This window comes from Stenotrophomonas sp. SAU14A_NAIMI4_8, assembly GCF_003086695.1.
Lineage (GTDB): Bacteria > Pseudomonadota > Gammaproteobacteria > Xanthomonadales > Xanthomonadaceae > Stenotrophomonas.
On record NZ_CP025999.1, the window covers coordinates 4403117 to 4421361 of the forward strand.

Below are 18245 nucleotides of genomic sequence, written 5' to 3' on the forward strand. Positions count from 1 at the left end.
AAAACGACAACGCCGGGCATGGCCCGGCGCTACCTGTGCATCATCCCCGGTAGATCCACGCCATGCGTGGATGGGGGGCGGCCCCGTCAGCTCGACAGATGCTCGATCGCCGCCACCTTGCCCAAGCGCTCGCCCAGCAGGGTCAGCAGCGCCAGGCGGTTGCCACGCAGGGCCGGGTCTTCGGCATTGACCATCACGCCATCGAAGAAGGCATCGACCTGCGGGCGCAGGCGGGCCAGGCGCGCCAGCACGGCCACGTAATCCTTGTGGTGCAGGCTGGCGCCGGTGTCGTCGATGGCCGCGGTCACGGCCTCGGCCAGCGCGCGCTCGGCGTCTTCCTGCAGCAGCGAGGCATCGATCTGGCCCGGGATGTCGCCTTCGGCCTTGCGGAGGATGTTGCGGATGCGCTTGTTGGCTGCGGCCAGCGCCTCGGCTTCCGGCAGCGCGGCAAACGTGCCGATTGCGTCAAGGCGACGGTCGAAGTCATACAGCGAGGCCGGCTTCAGTTCGGCCACGGCGTTGAAGTGGGTGGCCGGCACGCCCTTGTCGCTGTAATAGCCCTTCAGGCGGTCCAGGATGAAGTCGTACAGCTCACCCACGTCGGCCTGCACGTTGCGCGCGGCCAGGCCTGCGTTGGCGCTGGCCAGCAGCGCGCGCAGGTCCAGCTCGAAACCGCTTTCGATGATGGTGCGGGCCAGGCCCAGCGCGTTGCGGCGCAGGGCGAACGGGTCCTTGTTGCCGGTCGGCTTCAGGCCCGCGGCGAAACCACCGGCCAGGGTATCCACGCGCTCGGCAATGGCCAGCACCTTGCCCAGCGGCGACAGCGCGATGTCATCGCCACCGAAGCGCGGCTGGTAGGCCTCGTCGATGGCCAGCGCCACCTCCGGTGATTCGCCACCGGCCACGGCGTAGTGGCGGCCGGCGATGCCCTGCAGTTCCGGGAATTCATTGACCATGCGCGACTGCAGATCGTTCTTGGCCAGCTGCGCGGCGCGCTTGGCCAGCAGCGCCTCGGCGCCCACCTGCGGCGCAATCACCTCGGCCAGGGCCACCACGCGTGCCACCTTGTCGGCCACGCTGCCCAGCTTGGCCTGGTAGGTCACCGTCTTCAGGCCCTCGCCCATCGCTTCCAGGCCCTGCTTCAGGTCTTCGTCGAGGAAGAACTTGGCATCGGCGAAACGCGGGCGGATCACGCGCTCGTAGCCCTTGGCCACTTCGGCCACGTCCTTCGATTCGATGTTGGCGATGCCGATGAATTTCTCGGTCAGCTTGCCGCTGTCATCCAGCACCGGGAAGAACTTCTGGTTGATCTCCATGGTCTCGATCAGCGCTTCCTGCGGCACCGCCAGGAACGCGCGCTCGAAGCTGCACAGCACGGCCGACGGCCACTCGACCAGGTTCACCACCTGCTCCAGGTTGTCCTCGGTGATGCGTGCACTGCCGCCGGCAGTACCCGCAGCGGTCTCGACCTCGGCCACGATGCGCTCGCGGCGCTCGCTCGGGTCGACCAGCACCTTGGCCGCGCGCAGCGATTCCACGTAATCCTGCGGCTGGCTCAGCCACACGGTCTTGTCGTGGTGGAAGCGATGGCCGCGGCTCATGCGGTCGGCCTTCAGGCCGAACAGTTCGGCTTCGACCACATCGGTGCCGTGCAGCAGCACCAGCCAGTGTGCCGGGCGGGCGAAGCCCCACTCGTGGTCACCCCAGCGCATCGGCTTGGGAATGGGCATGGCCGCAATCGCCTCGCGCAGCACCTCCGGCAGCAGCGCGGCAGTGCGTGCGCCCGGGCTCACGGCGCGGTGCACGAAGCGTTCGCCCTTGTTGTCGGTGGTCTTTTCCAGCGCGGTCCAGTCGATACCGGCCTTGGCCGCGAAGCCCTGCAGGGCCTTGGTCGGCTGACCTTCGGCATCCAGCGCGATGTTCAGGTACGGGCCCAGCACTTCACTGCGCTGTTCCGGCTGTTCCAGGCCCACGCCGGGCAGCAGCACGGCCAGGCGGCGCGGGGTGGACAACGGGCGTGCATCGCCCAGCTCCAGTTCGACACCGCGCTTGCGCAGGCCATCGACAACGCCATCGAAGAAGGCCTGGGCCAGGCCCGGCAGCGCCTTCACGGGCAGCTCTTCGGTGCCCAGTTCGATCAGCAGGGGGGACAGTTGGCTCATCGTTTCAATCCTGTGGTGGGGGCGCAGCGCGCAACGCGTCCGGCGCCCGGAAGTAGTGGAAAGCGCGGCCCTCAGGCCTTCTTCGCGCCCGGGAAGCCCAGCTTCTCGCGCTGCTCGTAGTAGGCCTTGGCCACCGCCTGGGCCAGCGCGCGCACGCGCAGGATGTAGCGCTGGCGTTCGGTCACGCTGATCGCGCGGCGCGCATCCAGCAGGTTGAAGGTGTGGCTGGCCTTCATCACCTGCTCGTAGGCCGGCAGCGGCAGGTTCACTTCCACCAGCTTCTGCGCCTCGCGCTCGCACGCATCGAAGCGGTGGAACAGTTCTTCCACGTCGGCGTATTCGAAGTTGTAGGTGCTCTGCTCCACCTCGTTCTGGTGGTAGACGTCGCCGTAGGTCACCGGCTGGCCGTCCGGGCCGTAGGTCCAGACCAGGTCGTAGACGTTGTCGCAGTTCTGCAGGTACATGCACAGGCGCTCGAGACCGTAGGTGATCTCGCCCAGCACCGGGCGGCATTCCAGGCCACCGGCCTGCTGGAAGTAAGTGAACTGGGTCACCTCCATGCCGTTGAGCCAGACTTCCCAGCCCAGGCCCCAGGCCCCCAGGGTCGGCGATTCCCAGTTGTCTTCCACGAAGCGCAGGTCGTGCACCAGCGGGTCGATGCCCAGCGCCTTCAGCGAATCCAGGTACAGCTGCTGGATGTTGTCCGGTGCCGGCTTCATCGCCACCTGGTACTGGTAGTAGCGCTGCAGGCGGTTGGGGTTCTCGCCGTAGCGGCCGTCGGTGGGGCGGCGCGAGGGCTGCACGTAGGCCGCGTTCCAGCCTTCCGGGCCGATCGCACGCAGGAAGGTGGCCGGGTGGAACGTACCGGCGCCCACCTCCAGGTCGAGCGGCTGGATGAGCACGCAGCCCTGCTGGGCCCAGAACTGGTTCAGGGTCTGGATCAGGCCCTGGAAGGTGATCGGTACGGTCGGGGTCGCGGACATGCGGACGATTCTTGGCCGGCTGAGGGGTGCGCTAGTATAACGGCCGACCTGCGGGGCATTCCGTACCCGGGAGGAGCAGGCAGATGGATCACCGGCTGCCGGTGGGGAGTTCGGGTGATTCGGCCGCGGTACCGCTGCCGCCAGGGCGGCTGCAGTTCGAGCAGGTGGCCGCCGCCGTGCTGGCCGATGGCCTGGTCGCGCCACAGGACCGCGAGCGCGTGCGCTTTTCCGCACAGGGCGCGCGCAATGCCAGCGAAGTGCATCCGCTGGTGCTGCTGTCCAACCTGAAACTGGCAGCCAGCAGCGGCGGTGAACTGAGCCTGGAACGACTGACCGAGTGGCTGGCCCAGCGTAGCGGCTGCCGCTACCTGCGCATCGACCCGACCCGGGTGGACGTGGCCAGCGTGACCGCGGTGGCCTCGCACGCCTATGCGCGCCGCCATCGCTTCCTGCCACTGGCGGTGGACAGCGAGCGGGTGCTGGTGGCCACCAGCGAACCGCTGGCGCAGGAATGGCGCCGCGACCTGCAGCACCTGACCCGGCGCCAGATCGAACTGGCGGTGGTCAACCCGCTGGACCTGCACCGCTACACCATGGAGTTCTTCGGCGTGACCCGCTCGGTGCGCGGGGCCCGCGGCGACGTGCGCGGCGAAGCCAACGCCACCCTGCCCAGCTTCGAACAGCTGGTGGAGCTGGGCCGCACCGGCGACGTCAACGCCGACGACCAGCACATCGTGCACATTGTCGATTGGCTGCTGCAGTACGCCTACGAACAACGTGCCTCGGACATCCACCTGGAACCGCGCCGCGAGATGGGGCGCATGCGCTTCCGCATCGACGGCGTGCTGCACAAGGTGTTCGAGGTGCCACCGGCGGTGATGACCGCCGTGGTCAGCCGCATCAAGGTGCTGGGGCGCATGGACCTGGCCGAGCGCCGGCGCCCGCAGGACGGCCGCATCAAGACCCGATCGCCGGGCGGGCGCGAAGTCGAAATGCGCCTGTCGACCATGCCCACCGCCTTCGGCGAGAAGTGCGTGATGCGCATCTTCGACCCCGATGCGGCCTTCAAGAGCATCGACCAGCTCGGCTTCAGCCCGCAGGAAGCGGCCGGCTGGAACGCGCTGGTGGAGCGCCCGCACGGCATCGTGCTGGTCACCGGGCCGACCGGTTCGGGCAAGACCACCACCCTGTATTCCACCCTGAAGCGGCTGGCCACGCCCGACGTGAACGTCTGCACGGTGGAAGACCCGATCGAGATGATCGCCGCCGAGTTCAACCAGATGCAGGTGCAGACCAACATCGACCTGGATTTCGCCGCGGGCGTGCGCACCCTGCTGCGGCAGGACCCGGACATCATCATGATCGGCGAGATCCGCGACCTGGAAACCGCGCAGATGGCGGTGCAGGCCTCGCTCACCGGCCATCTGGTGCTGTCCACCCTGCACACCAACGATGCGCCCTCGGCCATCACCCGGCTGCTCGACATCGGCGTGCCGCACTACCTGCTGGCCTCCACCGTGAACGGCATCCTGGCCCAGCGCCTGGTACGCACGCTGTGCCCGCACTGCAAGCAGCCGCACACGCTGGGACCGGCCGATTGGGCGGTGCTGGCTGATAGCCATGCAGCATATCCAGATGCCGCCACGCCCTGTCGGCCGGTCGGTTGCCTGGAGTGCCGGCGCACCGGTTTCCTCGGCCGCATCGGGCTGTATGAGTTGCTGCCATTGGGTTCGCGGCTGCGCGGGCTGATCCGCGCGGACATGGATCTGGCCGGTTTCAGCCGGGCCGCGCGTGCTGAAGGATTGCGAACCCTGCGCCAGGCCGGGCTTGAAAAGGTGGCGCAGGGGCTGACTACAATCGAGGAAGTCCTGTCAGTCCTGCCGCCCCCGGATGAATCCAGCGCCCTTCCTGATCCTTGAAACCGGCCGCCCGGTGCCGACCCTGCGCCGTTACGGGCGCTTTCCGCACTGGATCCGCGTGGCCGCCGGCCTGGACGAACGGCAGACCGTGGTGGTCGATGTCGAACACGGTGCCGCCCTGCCCGATGCCCGTGGCTTCGCCGGCGTGCTGGTCAGTGGTTCGGCCGCCTACGTGACCGACCGCGCCGAATGGAGCGAGCGCAGCGCGGCCTGGCTGCGTGCGGCCGCCCATGATGGCGTGCCGGTGTTCGGCATCTGCTACGGCCACCAGCTGCTGGCCCATGCGCTGGGCGGGGAAGTGGCCTACAACCCGGCCGGGCGCGAGTCGGGCACGATCGAACTGGAACTGGACCCGGCCGCCGCCGAGGACCCGTTGTTCAGTGGGCTGCCGCGCCATTTCGCCGCCCACGCCACCCACCTGCAGACCGTGCTGCGTGCGCCGGAAGGCGCCGCCGTGCTGGCGCGCTCGCCGCTGGACGGCTGCCATGCCTTCCGCTGGGGCCGGCAGGCCTGGGGCGTGCAGTTCCATCCCGAATTCGCCACCCACCACATGCGTGGCTACGTGCGCGCCCGCGCCGACTGCATCGGCCGCCACGGCGGCTGCGCACGCAGCGTGGAACGGGCGGTCAGCGCGGCACCGCTGGCACGCCAGCTGCTGCGCCGTTTCGTGCGCCAGGCCCGGCTGTCTTCAGCCCAGCCGGTGGCAAAACAGGGATAATCGGCGGCACGGGCCCCGGCCCGGCCCCCTTACTGTCCTTCCCGGATGTCCATGAAAGAGATTCGCAAGCTGCCGGCTTCGGCGGGCGCCCAGTGGTTGCTGGATACGTTCTCCCTGTACCGGCGTGCGCCGTTGCAGCTGGCCCGGATCGGCCTGACCTGGATGCTGGTCAGCTGGGTGGTCACCCTGCTGTCCACGCTCATTCCGGGCGCGGCGGGGCTGGCGGTGCAGCTGATGACCCTGGCCATCTCGCCCATCATGTTCGGCGGCATGCTGTATGCCGTGGGCGAGATCGACGAAGGCCGCCCGGGCCTGGCCACGCACCTGCTGCAGCCGATCCGCGACCACCGTGTCAGCCACCTGCTGGTGCCGCTGGCCATCCAGGTGCTGGCGGTGCTGCTGCTGGGCGTGCTGCTGTACCTGATGATCGGCCGCGAGGGCTTTGCCGCCTTCAGCGAGGTCATGAAGCGGATGGAAGAGATCGGCCAGAGCGGGCAGCAGATCAGCCCCGACGATGCCGCCGCCCTGGTGGCCAACCTGCCGGCCAAGCGCATCGCGCTGTGGCTGCTGCTGGTGTTCATCACCGCCATCGGCCTGACCCTGGCCATGTTCACCCAGCCGGCGCTGGTGGTGTTCGACAAGCAGAGCGGCATGCACGCGCTGCGCCTGAGCCTGCAGGGCTGCGTGGAAAACCTGGGGGCGATGGTGGTGTTCGCGCTGCTGGGCGTGATCGCACTGTTCTGCGGCTACATCGCCTTCGTCATCGTCATCCAGCTGGCCATGCTGATCGGCGGCCCGTTGGCGGCTGCGTTCATCGCCCAGCTGGTGCTGACCACCGTGCTGATGCCGCTGTACGTAGGCGCGGTGTACGCGGCCTGGAAGCAGATGTTCGTTCACCGTGGCAGCCGCGCGGTACCGCCGATCCCGGCCACGCCGCCGGCCAACGACGTCTTCCACGCCTGACCTGCACCGCAGTAGATGCACGCCATGCGTGGATGAAGCGGATCAATGAACAACGCCGGGCAATGCCCGGCGTTCCCGCATCAGGCGGCGGGTTTCTTCGCCACCGACGACGGCACCAGCCAGCGTGCGGCGTGGATGCCCAGTTCGTACAGCAGGCACATGGGAATGGCCAGCATCAGCTGTGACACCACGTCCGGCGGGGTCAGCACGGCGGCCACCACGAAGATGCCGACGATCGCGTAGCCGCGGCCTTCCTTGAACTGCTGCGGCGTCACCCAGCCCAGCAGCACCAGGATCACCATCGCCACCGGCAGTTCGAAGCTGCCGCCGAAGGCGAAGAAGATCGCCAGCACGAAATCCAGGTAGGCATTCGCATCGGGGGTGAGCGCGATCACTTCCGGGCTGAAGGTGGTCAGGAAGTGGAACACCGCCGGCAGCACCAGGAAGTAGGCGAACGCGCAGCCGGTGTAGAACAGCAGCACCGACGACACCAGCAGCGGCACCGCCAGGCGCTTTTCGCGGGCATACAGGCCCGGCGCCACGAACGCCCACAGCTGGTACAGCAGCCAGGGCACGGCCACGAACAGGGCCACGAAGAAGGTCAGCTTCAACGGCGCGAAGAACGCACCGGCCGGATTGGTGGCGATCATCGTCTGCCCGTTCGGCAGCTGCGATACCAGCGGATGCGCCAGCGCGGTGTACAGCTTCTGGGTGAACGGCAACAAGCCCAGCAGCACCACGCCCAGGCCCAGCAGCGCACGCACCAGGCGCGCGCGCAGTTCAACCAGATGCTCGACCAGCGAGCTTTCGCCGAAGTCCTGGTCGCTCATGGCTGGCGCTCCGGCGGTGTGGCCGGCGTCGAGGCGGCATCTGTCGCGGGCGTGGCATCGGCCCGGGTTGCCGGGGGTGCCGGCGTATCCAACAGATGCGGCGGGGTCTGCGCCGCGGCCGGTGTCGGCGCCCGCACTTCGTCGGCCAGCGCGTCGCCGTGCTGCTGCGCCTGCGTGGCTTCGCGGCGCACCGCTTCACCACTGGCGCGCAACTGGCTTTCGGTGTCCTGCATGCTCTGCCGCACGTCCTGCATCTGCCGCTTGATCTCCTCGGCGTGCAGTTCGCGTTCCAGCTCCTGCTTCACCGAATCCCACTGATTGCGCGCACGGCGCACCCACAGGCCGGCGAAGCGGGCCGCCTTGGGCAGGCGCTCGGGACCGAGCACCACCAGGGCGACCACGGCAATCACCAGCAGTTCGCTGAAGCCAATATCAAACACCGTGACCGCTCCGGATCAACGCGGGGTGCGGTCGTGCTCGTCCTGCGCGGTGCGCGAGGCGTCCTGGCTGCGCGATTCGTCGCCCAGCTGCGCGGCGGGCTTGTCCTCGTCACGCATGCCCTTCTTGAATTCCTTCACCGCCGAGCCGAGATCCTTGGCGCCGCTGGTCAGGCGCTTGGTGCCGAACACCAGCAGTACGATGGCCAGCACGACCAACCAATGCCAGATGCTGAAACTGCCCATAAGTCGCTCGTTACGTTAGTGATCAGGCTGTCGAGCATAGCGCACCGGCCGTAAGCCGGCGCGCGTGACGAAAGTCAGTTGCCGCCCAGCGTCTCGGTGCGGATTTCACCGTCGCCCACCGGCTGGAAGCCCTGCTGCTGCGGCGGCGGGTTCTGCGGCACGTTCTGCAGCGGCGCGGTGGTCGCCTCGGCCGGCGGCGCCTGAACAGGCGCAGGCTGGCTGCCCTGCGGCGGCGGCGGCGGTGCGCTGGCAGTGGCGCCATTGCCGTTGCGGTTGTTGCGCGCGGCGTAGGTCGCCTCTTCCAGACGGTCGCGGAAGGCCACCACGTCCATCGACGGCGCGCCCACGGCACGGCCTTCGAAGATCATGCGCGGGGTGGTGTTGCTGCCGTAGGCATCCAGGTTGGCGGCATCGTCGATCTGCAGCACCGCACCATCCAGGGCCACGCCGGCGAACAGGCCACGCGCGCGCGACCACGACCAGATTTCCGCCTTCAGCTGGCCGTCGGTGGCGGCGGCAGCGTTGCGCCCCACCGGGCCCGCAGCCACGCCGGCGTCGGCGCCCAGGGTGAACTTGCCGTTGACCAGATTGTCCAGGCTGCGGTCATTGCGGAACACCAGCACCACGTCGGACGACTGCACACCGGCCTGGAAGCCGATGCTGCCGCCGGTCAGCTTGATGAATACCGGGTTCGACCAGGCACCGTTGGGCATGCGCACCGACATCAGGCCGTGGCCGCGGCGGCCACCGATGACCAGACCAGCCTTGATCGTGTCGGGAATGACGATGACCGCGCGGCCTTCGTCCAGCAGTTTGTCCGGAATTCCCTGCTCGGGGATTTCCTGGATTTCAGCCAGCACACGCACCGCGTTGCGGGCGCGCTGGTCTTCCTGCGGTCCGGCCATGGCCTGGCTGGAAAGCAGGCTGGCGGCGATCAGCAGGGCTTGGATCGGGCGACGCATGGCAGGCTCCAGAAGTCAGTCCATAGGAAGATATAGCAAGTGACTGAAATTAGTAGTGTTGCGATGAATCGCCAATGAGCGCGCGCCGTGATCGGCAGTCGCAATCGGCACGATGCGCAGAAGCGATGCCGGCAGCACATCGGATCGGCGACAATGGTGCCCATGCTCGACGCACCCGATACCGCCGTGCTGGCGGTCAACCTAGGCACGCCCGAGACGCCGACGGCCCCCGCCGTACGCCGTTACCTGGCTGAATTCCTGTCCGACCCCCGCGTGGTCTCCATTCCGGCGCTGCTGTGGCAGCCGCTGCTGCGCGGGCTCATCCTGCCGCTGCGCAGCAGCCGTTCGGCCGCCAAGTACGCCCAGGTGTGGCTGCCCGAGGGCTCCCCGCTGATGGTCTACACCCGCCAGCTGGCGCAGGCCATGCAGGCCGAGCTGCCGCAGCTGCGCGTGCGCCATGCCATGCGCTACGGTGAGCCGGCGCTGGCCCGCGAACTGGACCGGCTGGTCAGCGAGGGCGTGCGCCGCATCGCGGTGCTGCCGCTGTATCCGCAGTACTCGACCACCACCACCGCCTCGGTGGAAGACCGGGTGACCGACTGGCAGCGCCGCAACCCCGGCGTGCACATCAGCCTGGTGCAGGACTACGCCATCGACCCGCAGTGGGTGGCCGCGGTCGCCGCGTCCATCCGCGCCTACTGGGACACGCATGGCCGCGGGCAGACGCTGATGTTTTCCTTCCACGGCATTCCGCAGCGCCTGGCCGACGCCGGCGACCCGTATCCGCAGCGCTGCGAAGCCAGCGCCGCCGCCATTGCCGCCGCCCTGGGCCTGGGCGCGGACGAATGGCAGCTGGGCTACCAGTCGCGCTTCGGCCGCGAACGCTGGCTGCAGCCCTACGCCGAACCGCGCCTGTGGGAGCTGGCCGAGGCCGGGGTGAAGACGATCGATGTGGTCTGCCCGGGCTTCGCCACCGATTGCCTGGAAACCCTGGAAGAGGTGGCGATGGGCTTCACCGAAACCCTGGCCGAGCGCGGCGCGCAGATGCGCTACATCCCCTGCCTGAACGCCAGCGTCGACCACGCCCGCGCCTTGGCCCGGCTGGCCACGGCTGCGCTGGCATGAGTCTGCAGCCGTTTGAACTGAGCGTGGCCGGCGCGCGCGTGGCCGGCCTGCGCCAGGCAGGCCCCGGCCCCCGCGTGCTGGCCCTGCATGGCTGGCTGGACAATGCGGCCAGCTTCGTCCCGCTGGCCGCACACCTGCAGCAGCTGGATCTGGTGGCCATCGATCTGCCAGGTCACGGCCACAGTGCACACCTGCCGCCCGGCGCGCCCTACACCACCCCGGCCGCCATCACTCATGTGCTGGACGTGGCCGATGCGCTGGGCTGGGATCGGTTCACCCTGATCGGCCACTCCATGGGTGCCGGCATCGCCAGCCTGACCGCAGCCGTGAGCGAACGCGTGCAGCGCTTGGTGGCCATCGAGGCCTTGGGCGGACTACGCGGACCAGAAGAAGAAACCGCCGAACGCCTGCGCGACCATGTGCGGGCCAGCCGTGCGCTGGCGCGCAAGCAGTTGCGGGTGTTCGCCGACCTGGCCGCACCGGTGCGCGCACGCATGATGGCCAACCAGCTCAGCGAGGGCTGCGCGCGCCTGCTGGTGGAGCGTGGCGTGGAAGCCGTGGAAGGCGGTTATCGCTGGTGCAGCGATCCGCGCCTGATGCTGCCCACCGCCATCCGTCTCAGCGAAGGGCAGATCGACAACCTGCTGCAGGCCATTGCCTGCCCCACCCAGGTGATCTACGCCACGCCGGCGCAGTCGTACTACCCCGAGCCGATGCGCAGCGAGCGCCTGCAGCACCTGCGCGACGGGCGCCTGGCCGTGTTCGCCGGCAACCATCACCTGCACATGGAACACCCCGCGCAGATCGCCGCGGTCATCAACGCCTTCCTCGGCGAGCCCAACGCCGGCTGACCCGGTGCATGCCGTTGCGCTTCACTGCGCGTAGCGGCAGCCGATAGAACAGTTGCGGGCCTTCTCGCCCGCACTCCGCCTGCCCACCCGGGCCGGCGGCCTGTCCGGTTCTGCAAGGAAGCACGCATGTCTGCACTGCTGCACCGTCATCCACAGGATGTGGCCACGGTGTTCCTGTTCCGCGCCATCCGAGGCGCCACCTCCCCCTTTCCTGCCCTGCCGTGACCACGCATGTACGCGTGCCGCTCGGCCGGGCCGTTGCTGTTCGTTGAACCAGGAGTTGCCGATGTCTGCCGTACCCCCACCCCCGCGCGCGCAGAAACCTGCCCGCCCCCCGTATCTGCACGCGCTGGCGCGCCGCGCCGATCATCGCCTGCTGCTGCTCAGTGCCGCCCTGGCGGTGACCGGTGTGGCCCTGGCGTGGCGCGGTTCACCGCTGCTGGCGGCGATCATCGCGGCGGCGTGGCTGCCGTCGCTGCTGCTGGCCACGCGCTTTGCGGGCCAACCGGTCGCGCGCAACGGGCTGGCGGTGCTGTTGTCGCTGCAGGTCGCTGCCGTATGTGCGTCCATCAGTGTGGCCCCGGCGTTGCCGCAGTGCGTGCTGCTGGCGTGCCTGTTGGCCTACCGCGACCGTGGCCCGCTGTGGTCGGCCGGCGTGGCGGGCGCGCTTTGCGCGATGGTGCCTGCCCTGCAGGCAGGTGCATGGTTGCCGGCACTGCCGCAGGCCGTGCTGGTCGCCGCAGCGGCCGTAATGATGGGCCAGGCCGCACAGCGCCTGCGCCAGCAGACCGAGGCACTGGGGCACGGTCCACGCCGCCTGGCCGCGCTGGCGCGTGATATCGCCACCGGCGCCGACCTTGCCGCGCATGCCAACACGCAGGACTACCTGCCCGGCACCCTGGCCCATGCGCTGGCCGATACCGCGCGCCACGTGCAGGCGCAGCGCAGCCGCGACACGGCCCTGCACGCCGAGAACGCGCAGATCCGCCAGGCGCTGGACGCCTCGCGCACGTCGATGATGATCGCCGACAACGATCACGTGATCCGCTACGTGAACCGCTCGGTGGTGGCCCTGCTGCGCAACCAGCAGGCCACGCTGCGCGAAGCCTTCCCGGATTTCGACGCCGAACGACTGGTAGGCACCAGCATCCACCGCTTCCATGCCAACCCCGATCGCATCCGCGCCATCCTCGATGGCCTGCAGGTGGCGCACAACGGCAAGGTCCGCATCGGACCCGTGCACTTCGCCCAGGTCGTCACCCCCGTCTTCGATGCGCAGGGCACGCGCCTGGGCTTCGCGGTGGAATGGCACGACCGCACCCATGAGCTGCTGCTTGAGAACGCGGTGGCCGACATCGTCAGCGCCGCGGCCGCCGGCGATCTCGACCAGCGCCTGCGCCCTGCCGAAGGCGCCAGCTTCCTGGACGGGCTGACCGGTGGCATCAACCAGTTGCTGGAAACCGTCGGCAGCACGGTGGAAGAGGTGCGGCAGATGCTGGCGGCGCTGGCCCAGGGTGATCTGGACCGGCGCATGCAGGGCGACTACCAGGGCGCGTTTGCCGCCATCGCCCGTGACGCCAACGCAACCGCGCAGCAGCTTTCCTCCATGGTCGGCCACATCCAGCAGTGCGCCGCGGCCATCAGCAGCGCGGCCAGCGAGATTGCCGCCGGCAACGGCGCACTGTCCGAGCGCAGCGAGCGGCAGGCGGCGCATCTGCAGGAAACGGCGGCGTCCATGGAAGAACTCACCGCCACGGTGCGACAGAACGCCAGCCACGCGCGGCAGGCCAGCGAACTGGCCTCGTCCACCCAGGGCGTTGCCAGCGAAGGGGACCGCGCCATGCAACGCGTGGTCGACACGATGCAGGCGATCGAAGCGGCTTCGCGGCGGATCGGCGACATTACCGGGGTGATCGACGGCATTGCCTTCCAGACCAACATCCTGGCCTTGAACGCGGCCGTGGAGGCCGCACGCGCCGGCGAGCAGGGGCGTGGCTTCGCCGTTGTCGCCAGCGAGGTCCGCGTGCTGGCCCAGCGCTCGGCCTCGGCCGCCCACGAGATCAAGGCATTGATCGATGAAGCCGGCCGCGAGGTGGGCGAAGGCGCGCAACTGGTTGCCGACGCCGGGCGGCGCATGCAGGGCATTGTCAGTGGCGTGCAGGATGTCAGCCAGTTGATGCAGGAGATCTCCGGTGCATCGCAGGAGCAGTCCAGCGGCATCGAGCAGATCAACCAGACGGTGGTGCAGATGGACCAGGCCACGCAGCAGAACGCCGCGCTGGTGGAAGAGGCTACGGCGGCGGCCCGGGAACTGCAGGCCCAGGCCGGCGCGTTGAGCGCCGCCGTGGCGGTGTTCCACCGCGATCGCGAACCGGCGTTGATTGACTGAGGCAAGGCCGGGGGCGCGCCCCGCGCGCCCCTGGTAGGTGCCAACCTTGGTTGGCACTCGCTCTGTTCTGGTGGGTGCCAACCTTGGTTGGCACTGCTTTCCATCCACGCATGGCGTGGATCTACCGGGGTCAGCTCTGGTGGATGCCAACCTTGGTTGGCAATGCTTTCCATCCACGCATGGCGTGGATCTACCGAGATCAGCTCTGGTGGGTGCCAACCTTGGTTGGCACTGCTTTCCATCCACGCATGGCGTGGATCTACCGGGGTCAGCTCTGGTGGGTGCCAACCTTGGTTGGCACTGCTTTCCATCCACGCATGGCGTGGATCTACCGGGGTCAGCTCTGGTGGGTGCCAACCTTGGTTGGCACGTCTATCCGCCGGGCATGGCCCGGTGCTACCCATCCACGATCAGTCGAGCAAGCTCGACTCTACGGTAGGCGCCAACCTTGGTTGGCAGGTCTTTCCATCCACGCGTGGCGTGGATCTACCGGGCGCTTGGTTTCGCGCAAAGAAAAAACCCCGCTGCGTCAGCAGCGGGGTTTTTGGGTATAAACCCTGGCGATGACCTACTCTCGCATGGCTTGAGCCACACTACCATCGGCGCAGCTGCGTTTCACTTCCGAGTTCGGGATGGGATCGGGTGGTTCCACAGCGCTAATTTCACCAGGGAGGCTTTATTGATGCTGGCAACGTATCGCTTGCTTTAAAACAATTAATAGTTGCTTGATCAAACGTCTGCAAGATGGACAATCATCCTTCCTGCAGGCGCCTTCACAAGATACCTGCGCATACTTTCAAAGATCTTGGGAAGTGGCCTCAGCGCCGTTCCCGTGTGCTGCGAAGTTTCCTTCGTAGCGAGCCGCCCATTATAGCCGGCTTTTCCGCTTCGTCAACACCTTTTTTCAAGGCCGCCTCACCGGAGTGGACGTTGTTGCCGATGCCGCTTCGTCGTTGGACCCGAGGGCCTTTCGTCGTTGCGAGCCGCCTATTATGCCGGACTTTTTCAGTCCGTCAACACCTTCGTTCGATCATCTCGTCCGGCGGTGGTGGCGTTGCTGGTCGCGTGCCGTTTCCGAAGAAGTGGCGCGCTGCAGCAGGGGAGCGAATTCTAGAGATCCTGCAGGATTCGTCAACCCTTTTCTTTCATCCTGATGACAGCCGTGCGCTCGCGTTGCGCACACCGCGCTACTGGCGCTATGTATGCAGGGATGGATACCGAACACACCGCACCGGCTGCATCGCCGCACTCGCCCTGGTGGCGCGATCTCTCCTTCCCTGCCGTGGTGGCAGGCTTCATTACGGTGCTGGTGGGATTTGCCAGCTCTGCGGTGATCGTGTTCCAGGCCGCGCAGGCGGTCGGTGCCGACCAGGCGCAGATCGCCTCGTGGATGTGGGCACTGGGTCTGGGCATGGGCGTGACCTGCATCGGCCTGTCGCTGCGCTACCGGGTGCCCGTGGTGACCGCATGGTCGACCCCCGGTGCAGCGATGCTGGTGGTGGGTGCAGGTGGGGCTTCGCTCTCTGAAGCCACCGGCGCCTTCCTGCTGGCCGCCGTGCTGGGCATGGTGGCGGGCTTCTCCGGTGTGTTCGCCCGGTTGATGCAGCGGGTGCCGATGGCGCTGGCCGCCGGCATGCTGGCCGGCGTGCTGCTGCGCTTCGGGTTGGATGTGTTCGTGGCGATGAACACCCAGGTGGTGCTGTCCCTGGCCATGTTCGCCACATGGCTGGCCGGGCGCCGGCTGTTCCCGCGCTATGCAGTGATCGCCACGCTGCTGGTGGGCATCGCGCTGGCTGCCAGTCGTGGCCTGCTGCATGCGCAGGCGGTACACCTGCAGTTGGCCACCCCGCAGTGGGTCACGCCTTCCCTGTCCTGGTCGGCGGTGGCCGGCATCGCCCTGCCCCTGTTCATGGTCACCATGGCATCGCAGAACATTCCCGGGGTGGCGGTGATGCGCGCCTCGGGCTACCAGGCACCGGTGTCCCCGCTGATCGGCTGGATCGGGGTGGTCAACACGCTGCTGGCCCCCTTCGGTGCCTATGCACTGAACCTGGCTGCCATCACCGCGGCCATCTGCATGGGCCGCGATGCGCACGAGAACCCGGCCCGGCGCTATACCGCGGCCATGGCCGCCGGTGCGTTCTACATCGTCATCGGGCTGTTCGGCGCGACGGTGGCCGCCCTGTTTGCCGCCTTCCCGCGCGAGCTGGTGGCCTGCGTGGCCGGCATCGCCCTGTTCGGCACCATCGGCAACAGCCTGGCCAGTGCGCTGGCGGTGGAGCGCGACCGCGAAGCCGCGCTGGTCACCTTCCTGGTCACCGCCTCGGGCGTCACCCTGGCCGGCATTGGTTCGGCGTTCTGGGGGCTGGTGGCCGGTGCGCTGTGTCTGCTGGTGCTGCGGCCGCGCCGCACCCCTTGAACGGGATCGGCCGTTGCCGGACCGCCCGGCAACGGACCTCGGGGACGGCGCTTACAGCGGCGACACCGACACCGTCTGCACCAGTACGTGGCGGCCCTTGGGCGCCACGGTCACCACGTCGGGGCCGGCGTTGGCCGCTTCCAGGCACACATACTCGCGCCAGCCCTCTCCCACGTCGGCCATCTTCGCGGCCGCTTCGGCACCGGGATTCCACGCCACCAGCGAGCGGCTGCCCTCGGTCTGCAGCTGGATGCGGCGCTTCAGCACCGGGTCACGCAGCACGTAACGCCCGCCGGCCGGGCTGTAGATGCGATCGCTACGGCCGGGGTCGCGCGGGTCACGCAGCGACCAGGGCCCTTGCTGGCGGCGGGTCTGGGCATAGTTCTCGAACTTGTCCTGGTAATCCGCGCCGTCCACGCCATCGGCCTCCACGCGGGTGGCATCGCCCACGCGGAAGTAGTTGTGCAGTGCCTGGGTGAAGCTGACCGGCGTGCTTCCGGTGTTCTCGGTAACCAGTTGCTGGCGCAGCTCGCGCCCCACCCGCACGCTCATGGACAGCCGCAGGCCCAGGTCCTGCAGCGCCGGCGGCACCAGGGTCAGTTCGATGCTGCCATCGTCCAGCCGGCGCGCCTGCTGCAGTTCCCATGGCAGGGTGCGCACGAAACCATGCGCGGGCACGTCGTTGCCCTGCCCTTGCCGCCCGAAGTACGGCCAGCAGACCGGGCTGCCGCCACGGATGGGCGTGGGCAGCGCCGCACGCTGCGGCGACAGCCACATCACGTCGGTCTGGCCCTTCGGTATGAACGACAGCAGCTGACCACCGAACACGCTGATGGCCGCCGTCGCGAAGGGGGTTTCCACCAGCCAGGCATCGAGTCCCTGGAACTGGCCACTGCTGACACCCTGTATCTGTTGCACGCTGGAACGACTCCGTAGGGCCGGCGACTGCGCGGCGCTGTAGTTGGCGGGAAGACTGAAGCGGCTGGGCACCGTGGGGGTGCGCGGCTCGGCCTGCAGGGCACGCAGGATACGTTGCCCGGCGCGGCCATCGGCGGTGGCCCAGCCCAGCCGGCGCTGTTCGCTCTGGATGGCGCGGCGGCTGGCGGTACCGATCATGCCATCGGCGCTGCCGATGTCGTGCCCGCGTGCCAACAACAGGGTCTGCAGCTGGCGACGTTCATCGCGGCCCAGGCCGGGATCATCGGTGGGCCAAGCCGTGACCAGACCGGCCCCGCCACGCAGGCGATCGGCCAGGGTGGCGATGGCCAGCGCGTAGCTCTCGGCCGCGTTGTAGCTGTAGATCGCATCGTAGTTGCGGAACACCAGCAGCGCCGGCCCTTTCACCCCGGCTGGCAGCAGCAGGGCCGCACGCGCATCGGCGGGCAGGCCTGCCGGGGCCAGTGCGCTGCCATCCAGTGCGGTGACGCCTGCCGCGCGCCAGTCCGCCAGCGGCCGGCGCTGGGTGCGACCGGCCTGCGTGGCCTTGAAGCCCTCGGGGACGCGGACCTCGATGCCCCACGGTTCGCCGGTGCGCCAGCCTGCGCGCTGCAGATAGTTTGCGGTGGACGCCAGCGCATCGGGGATACTGCCGACCAGATCGCGGCGACCGTCGCCATCGCCATCCACGGCGATGCGCGCATAGGTACTGGGCATGAACTGGGTGTGGCCGAAGGCGCCTGCCCATGAACCGGTCAGGCCCTGGGCCTGCAGATCGCCCTGGTCGATCAGCTTGAGCAGCGCCAGCAGTTCACCACGGAAGAACGGCTGGCGGCGGCCCGCACAGGACAGCGTGGCCAGCGACTGCAGCAGGGGCCGCTTGCCGAACACGCGGCCGTAGTCACTTTCCACGCCCCAGACCGCGACGATCGTGGCGGCATCCACCCCGTACTGCGCCGAAATCTTCTGCAGCAGATCACGGTGCTGCTGCAGGCGCGCGCGGCCGTCGTCCACCCGCTGGCGATCGACCAGGGCCGCCAGGTAATCCCAGATGGGCGTGGTGAATTCCGGTTGCGCGTCCAGCAGTGGCAGCACGCTGGGGTCGGGCTGCAGGCCCGCGGTGAGCGCGCTGAAGCGGTCGGCGGCGATGCCCTGGCGGCCCGCGCTGACCTGCAGCTGCTGCATGCAGGCGGCAAACGCCGGATCGGTGGCGGGCGCAGCGGGCAGCGGCGCAGGTGTGGCCAGGGCGGCGGCCAGGCCGAGCGTGGTCATCAAGGGCATGGCGTCCTCCGTGTTGCCGTTACT

The 18245-nt window shown here is 68.5% G+C and carries 14 protein-coding genes and 1 rRNA gene; 7 read left to right on the forward strand and 8 right to left on the reverse strand.

Features of this window, described 5'->3' with window-relative positions:
• Positions 1-86: 86 nt before the first annotated feature.
• Both glyS and glyQ read right to left on the reverse strand, forming a co-directional pair.
• Positions 87-2162, reverse strand: a complete 2076-nt coding sequence (glyS, locus tag C1930_RS19800) for a glycine--tRNA ligase subunit beta (protein WP_108772480.1) — start codon at positions 2160-2162, stop codon at positions 87-89.
• Between the two features lie 71 nt (positions 2163-2233).
• Positions 2234-3145, reverse strand: coding sequence for a glycine--tRNA ligase subunit alpha (gene glyQ / locus C1930_RS19805; protein WP_049430272.1), 912 nt, complete (start codon positions 3143-3145; stop codon positions 2234-2236).
• An 83-nt stretch (positions 3146-3228) separates the two neighbouring features.
• Here glyQ and C1930_RS19810 point away from each other — a divergent pair, with 83 nt between their 5' ends.
• From C1930_RS19810 to C1930_RS19820, 3 genes are read left to right on the forward strand one after another with little or no spacing between them, the layout of a single operon-like run.
• Positions 3229-5064 carry a GspE/PulE family protein gene (locus C1930_RS19810; RefSeq protein WP_108772481.1) on the forward strand — a complete coding sequence of 612 codons (1836 nt, stop codon included), beginning with the start codon at positions 3229-3231 and terminating at the stop codon, positions 5062-5064.
• The gene (locus tag C1930_RS19815) at positions 5036-5782 is read left to right on the forward strand and encodes a glutamine amidotransferase (protein ID WP_108763257.1); all 747 of its coding nucleotides are present in this window, start codon (positions 5036-5038) and stop codon (positions 5780-5782) included. The genes C1930_RS19810 and C1930_RS19815 overlap by 29 nt, the downstream gene beginning before the upstream one ends.
• 51 nt (positions 5783-5833) lie before the next feature.
• A complete protein-coding gene (locus C1930_RS19820; protein ID WP_108754902.1) occupies positions 5834-6745 on the forward strand; it encodes a BPSS1780 family membrane protein in 912 nt (303 codons plus the stop codon).
• An 80-nt stretch (positions 6746-6825) separates the two neighbouring features.
• Here C1930_RS19820 and tatC read toward each other — a convergent pair whose 3' ends face one another.
• The 4 genes from tatC to C1930_RS19840 all read right to left on the reverse strand — a co-directional run bounded on the left by tatC (position 6826) and on the right by C1930_RS19840 (position 9220).
• Positions 6826-7575, reverse strand: coding sequence for a twin-arginine translocase subunit TatC (tatC, locus tag C1930_RS19825; RefSeq protein WP_108751383.1), 750 nt, complete (start codon positions 7573-7575; stop codon positions 6826-6828).
• A complete protein-coding gene (gene tatB / locus C1930_RS19830; RefSeq protein WP_108757562.1) occupies positions 7572-8015 on the reverse strand; it encodes a Sec-independent protein translocase protein TatB in 444 nt (147 codons plus the stop codon). The genes tatC and tatB overlap by 4 nt, the downstream gene beginning before the upstream one ends.
• Before the next feature lie 15 nt (positions 8016-8030).
• A complete protein-coding gene (tatA, locus tag C1930_RS19835; RefSeq protein WP_108751385.1) occupies positions 8031-8258 on the reverse strand; it encodes a Sec-independent protein translocase subunit TatA in 228 nt (75 codons plus the stop codon).
• 74 nt (positions 8259-8332) lie between these two features.
• Entirely contained in the window at positions 8333-9220 is an 888-nt protein-coding gene (locus tag C1930_RS19840; RefSeq protein ID WP_108757563.1) for a YSC84-related protein, read from the reverse strand.
• A gap of 162 nt (positions 9221-9382) precedes the next feature.
• Here C1930_RS19840 and hemH point away from each other — a divergent pair, with 162 nt between their 5' ends.
• From hemH to C1930_RS19855, 3 genes are all read left to right on the forward strand, one after another.
• Positions 9383-10345 carry a ferrochelatase gene (hemH, locus tag C1930_RS19845; RefSeq protein WP_108772631.1) on the forward strand — a complete coding sequence of 321 codons (963 nt, stop codon included), beginning with the start codon at positions 9383-9385 and terminating at the stop codon, positions 10343-10345.
• Entirely contained in the window at positions 10342-11196 is an 855-nt protein-coding gene (locus C1930_RS19850) for an alpha/beta hydrolase (protein WP_108772482.1), read from the forward strand. Before hemH ends, C1930_RS19850 begins: the two co-directional genes overlap by 4 nt.
• 286 nt (positions 11197-11482) lie before the next feature.
• The gene (locus C1930_RS19855) at positions 11483-13585 is read left to right on the forward strand and encodes a methyl-accepting chemotaxis protein (protein WP_108772483.1); all 2103 of its coding nucleotides are present in this window, start codon (positions 11483-11485) and stop codon (positions 13583-13585) included.
• A 555-nt stretch (positions 13586-14140) separates the two neighbouring features.
• Here C1930_RS19855 and rrf read toward each other — a convergent pair.
• Positions 14141-14255: ribosomal RNA gene (gene rrf / locus C1930_RS19860) — 5S ribosomal RNA — on the reverse strand.
• 540 nt (positions 14256-14795) lie between these two features.
• Between rrf and C1930_RS19865 the strand changes: the two genes are divergently transcribed.
• Positions 14796-16004, forward strand: coding sequence for a benzoate/H(+) symporter BenE family transporter (locus tag C1930_RS19865; RefSeq protein ID WP_108772484.1), 1209 nt, complete (start codon positions 14796-14798; stop codon positions 16002-16004).
• Positions 16005-16055: 51 nt separating this feature from the next.
• On the opposite strand, the gene C1930_RS19870 is transcribed toward C1930_RS19865, so the two are convergent.
• The gene (locus tag C1930_RS19870) at positions 16056-18212 is read right to left on the reverse strand and encodes a lytic murein transglycosylase (protein ID WP_108772632.1); all 2157 of its coding nucleotides are present in this window, start codon (positions 18210-18212) and stop codon (positions 16056-16058) included.
• Positions 18213-18245 lie beyond the last annotated feature (33 nt).

Excerpts from the sequence above, each read along its gene's own strand:
- glyS (WP_108772480.1), bottom strand. The coding sequence starts at position 2,162 with ATGAGCCAACTGTCCCCCCTGCTGATCGAACTGGGCACCGAAGAGCTG.
- glyQ (WP_049430272.1), bottom strand. The coding sequence starts at position 3,145 with ATGTCCGCGACCCCGACCGTACCGATCACCTTCCAGGGCCTGATCCAG.
- C1930_RS19810 (WP_108772481.1), top strand. The coding sequence starts at position 3,229 with ATGGATCACCGGCTGCCGGTGGGGAGTTCGGGTGATTCGGCCGCGGTA.
- C1930_RS19815 (WP_108763257.1), top strand. The coding sequence starts at position 5,036 with ATGAATCCAGCGCCCTTCCTGATCCTTGAAACCGGCCGCCCGGTGCCG.
- C1930_RS19820 (WP_108754902.1), top strand. The coding sequence starts at position 5,834 with ATGAAAGAGATTCGCAAGCTGCCGGCTTCGGCGGGCGCCCAGTGGTTG.
- tatC (WP_108751383.1), bottom strand. The coding sequence starts at position 7,575 with ATGAGCGACCAGGACTTCGGCGAAAGCTCGCTGGTCGAGCATCTGGTT.
- tatA (WP_108751385.1), bottom strand. The coding sequence starts at position 8,258 with ATGGGCAGTTTCAGCATCTGGCATTGGTTGGTCGTGCTGGCCATCGTA.
- C1930_RS19840 (WP_108757563.1), bottom strand. The coding sequence starts at position 9,220 with ATGCGTCGCCCGATCCAAGCCCTGCTGATCGCCGCCAGCCTGCTTTCC.
- hemH (WP_108772631.1), top strand. The coding sequence starts at position 9,383 with ATGCTCGACGCACCCGATACCGCCGTGCTGGCGGTCAACCTAGGCACG.
- C1930_RS19850 (WP_108772482.1), top strand. The coding sequence starts at position 10,342 with ATGAGTCTGCAGCCGTTTGAACTGAGCGTGGCCGGCGCGCGCGTGGCC.
- C1930_RS19855 (WP_108772483.1), top strand. The coding sequence starts at position 11,483 with ATGTCTGCCGTACCCCCACCCCCGCGCGCGCAGAAACCTGCCCGCCCC.
- C1930_RS19865 (WP_108772484.1), top strand. The coding sequence starts at position 14,796 with ATGGATACCGAACACACCGCACCGGCTGCATCGCCGCACTCGCCCTGG.
- C1930_RS19870 (WP_108772632.1), bottom strand. The coding sequence starts at position 18,212 with ATGACCACGCTCGGCCTGGCCGCCGCCCTGGCCACACCTGCGCCGCTG.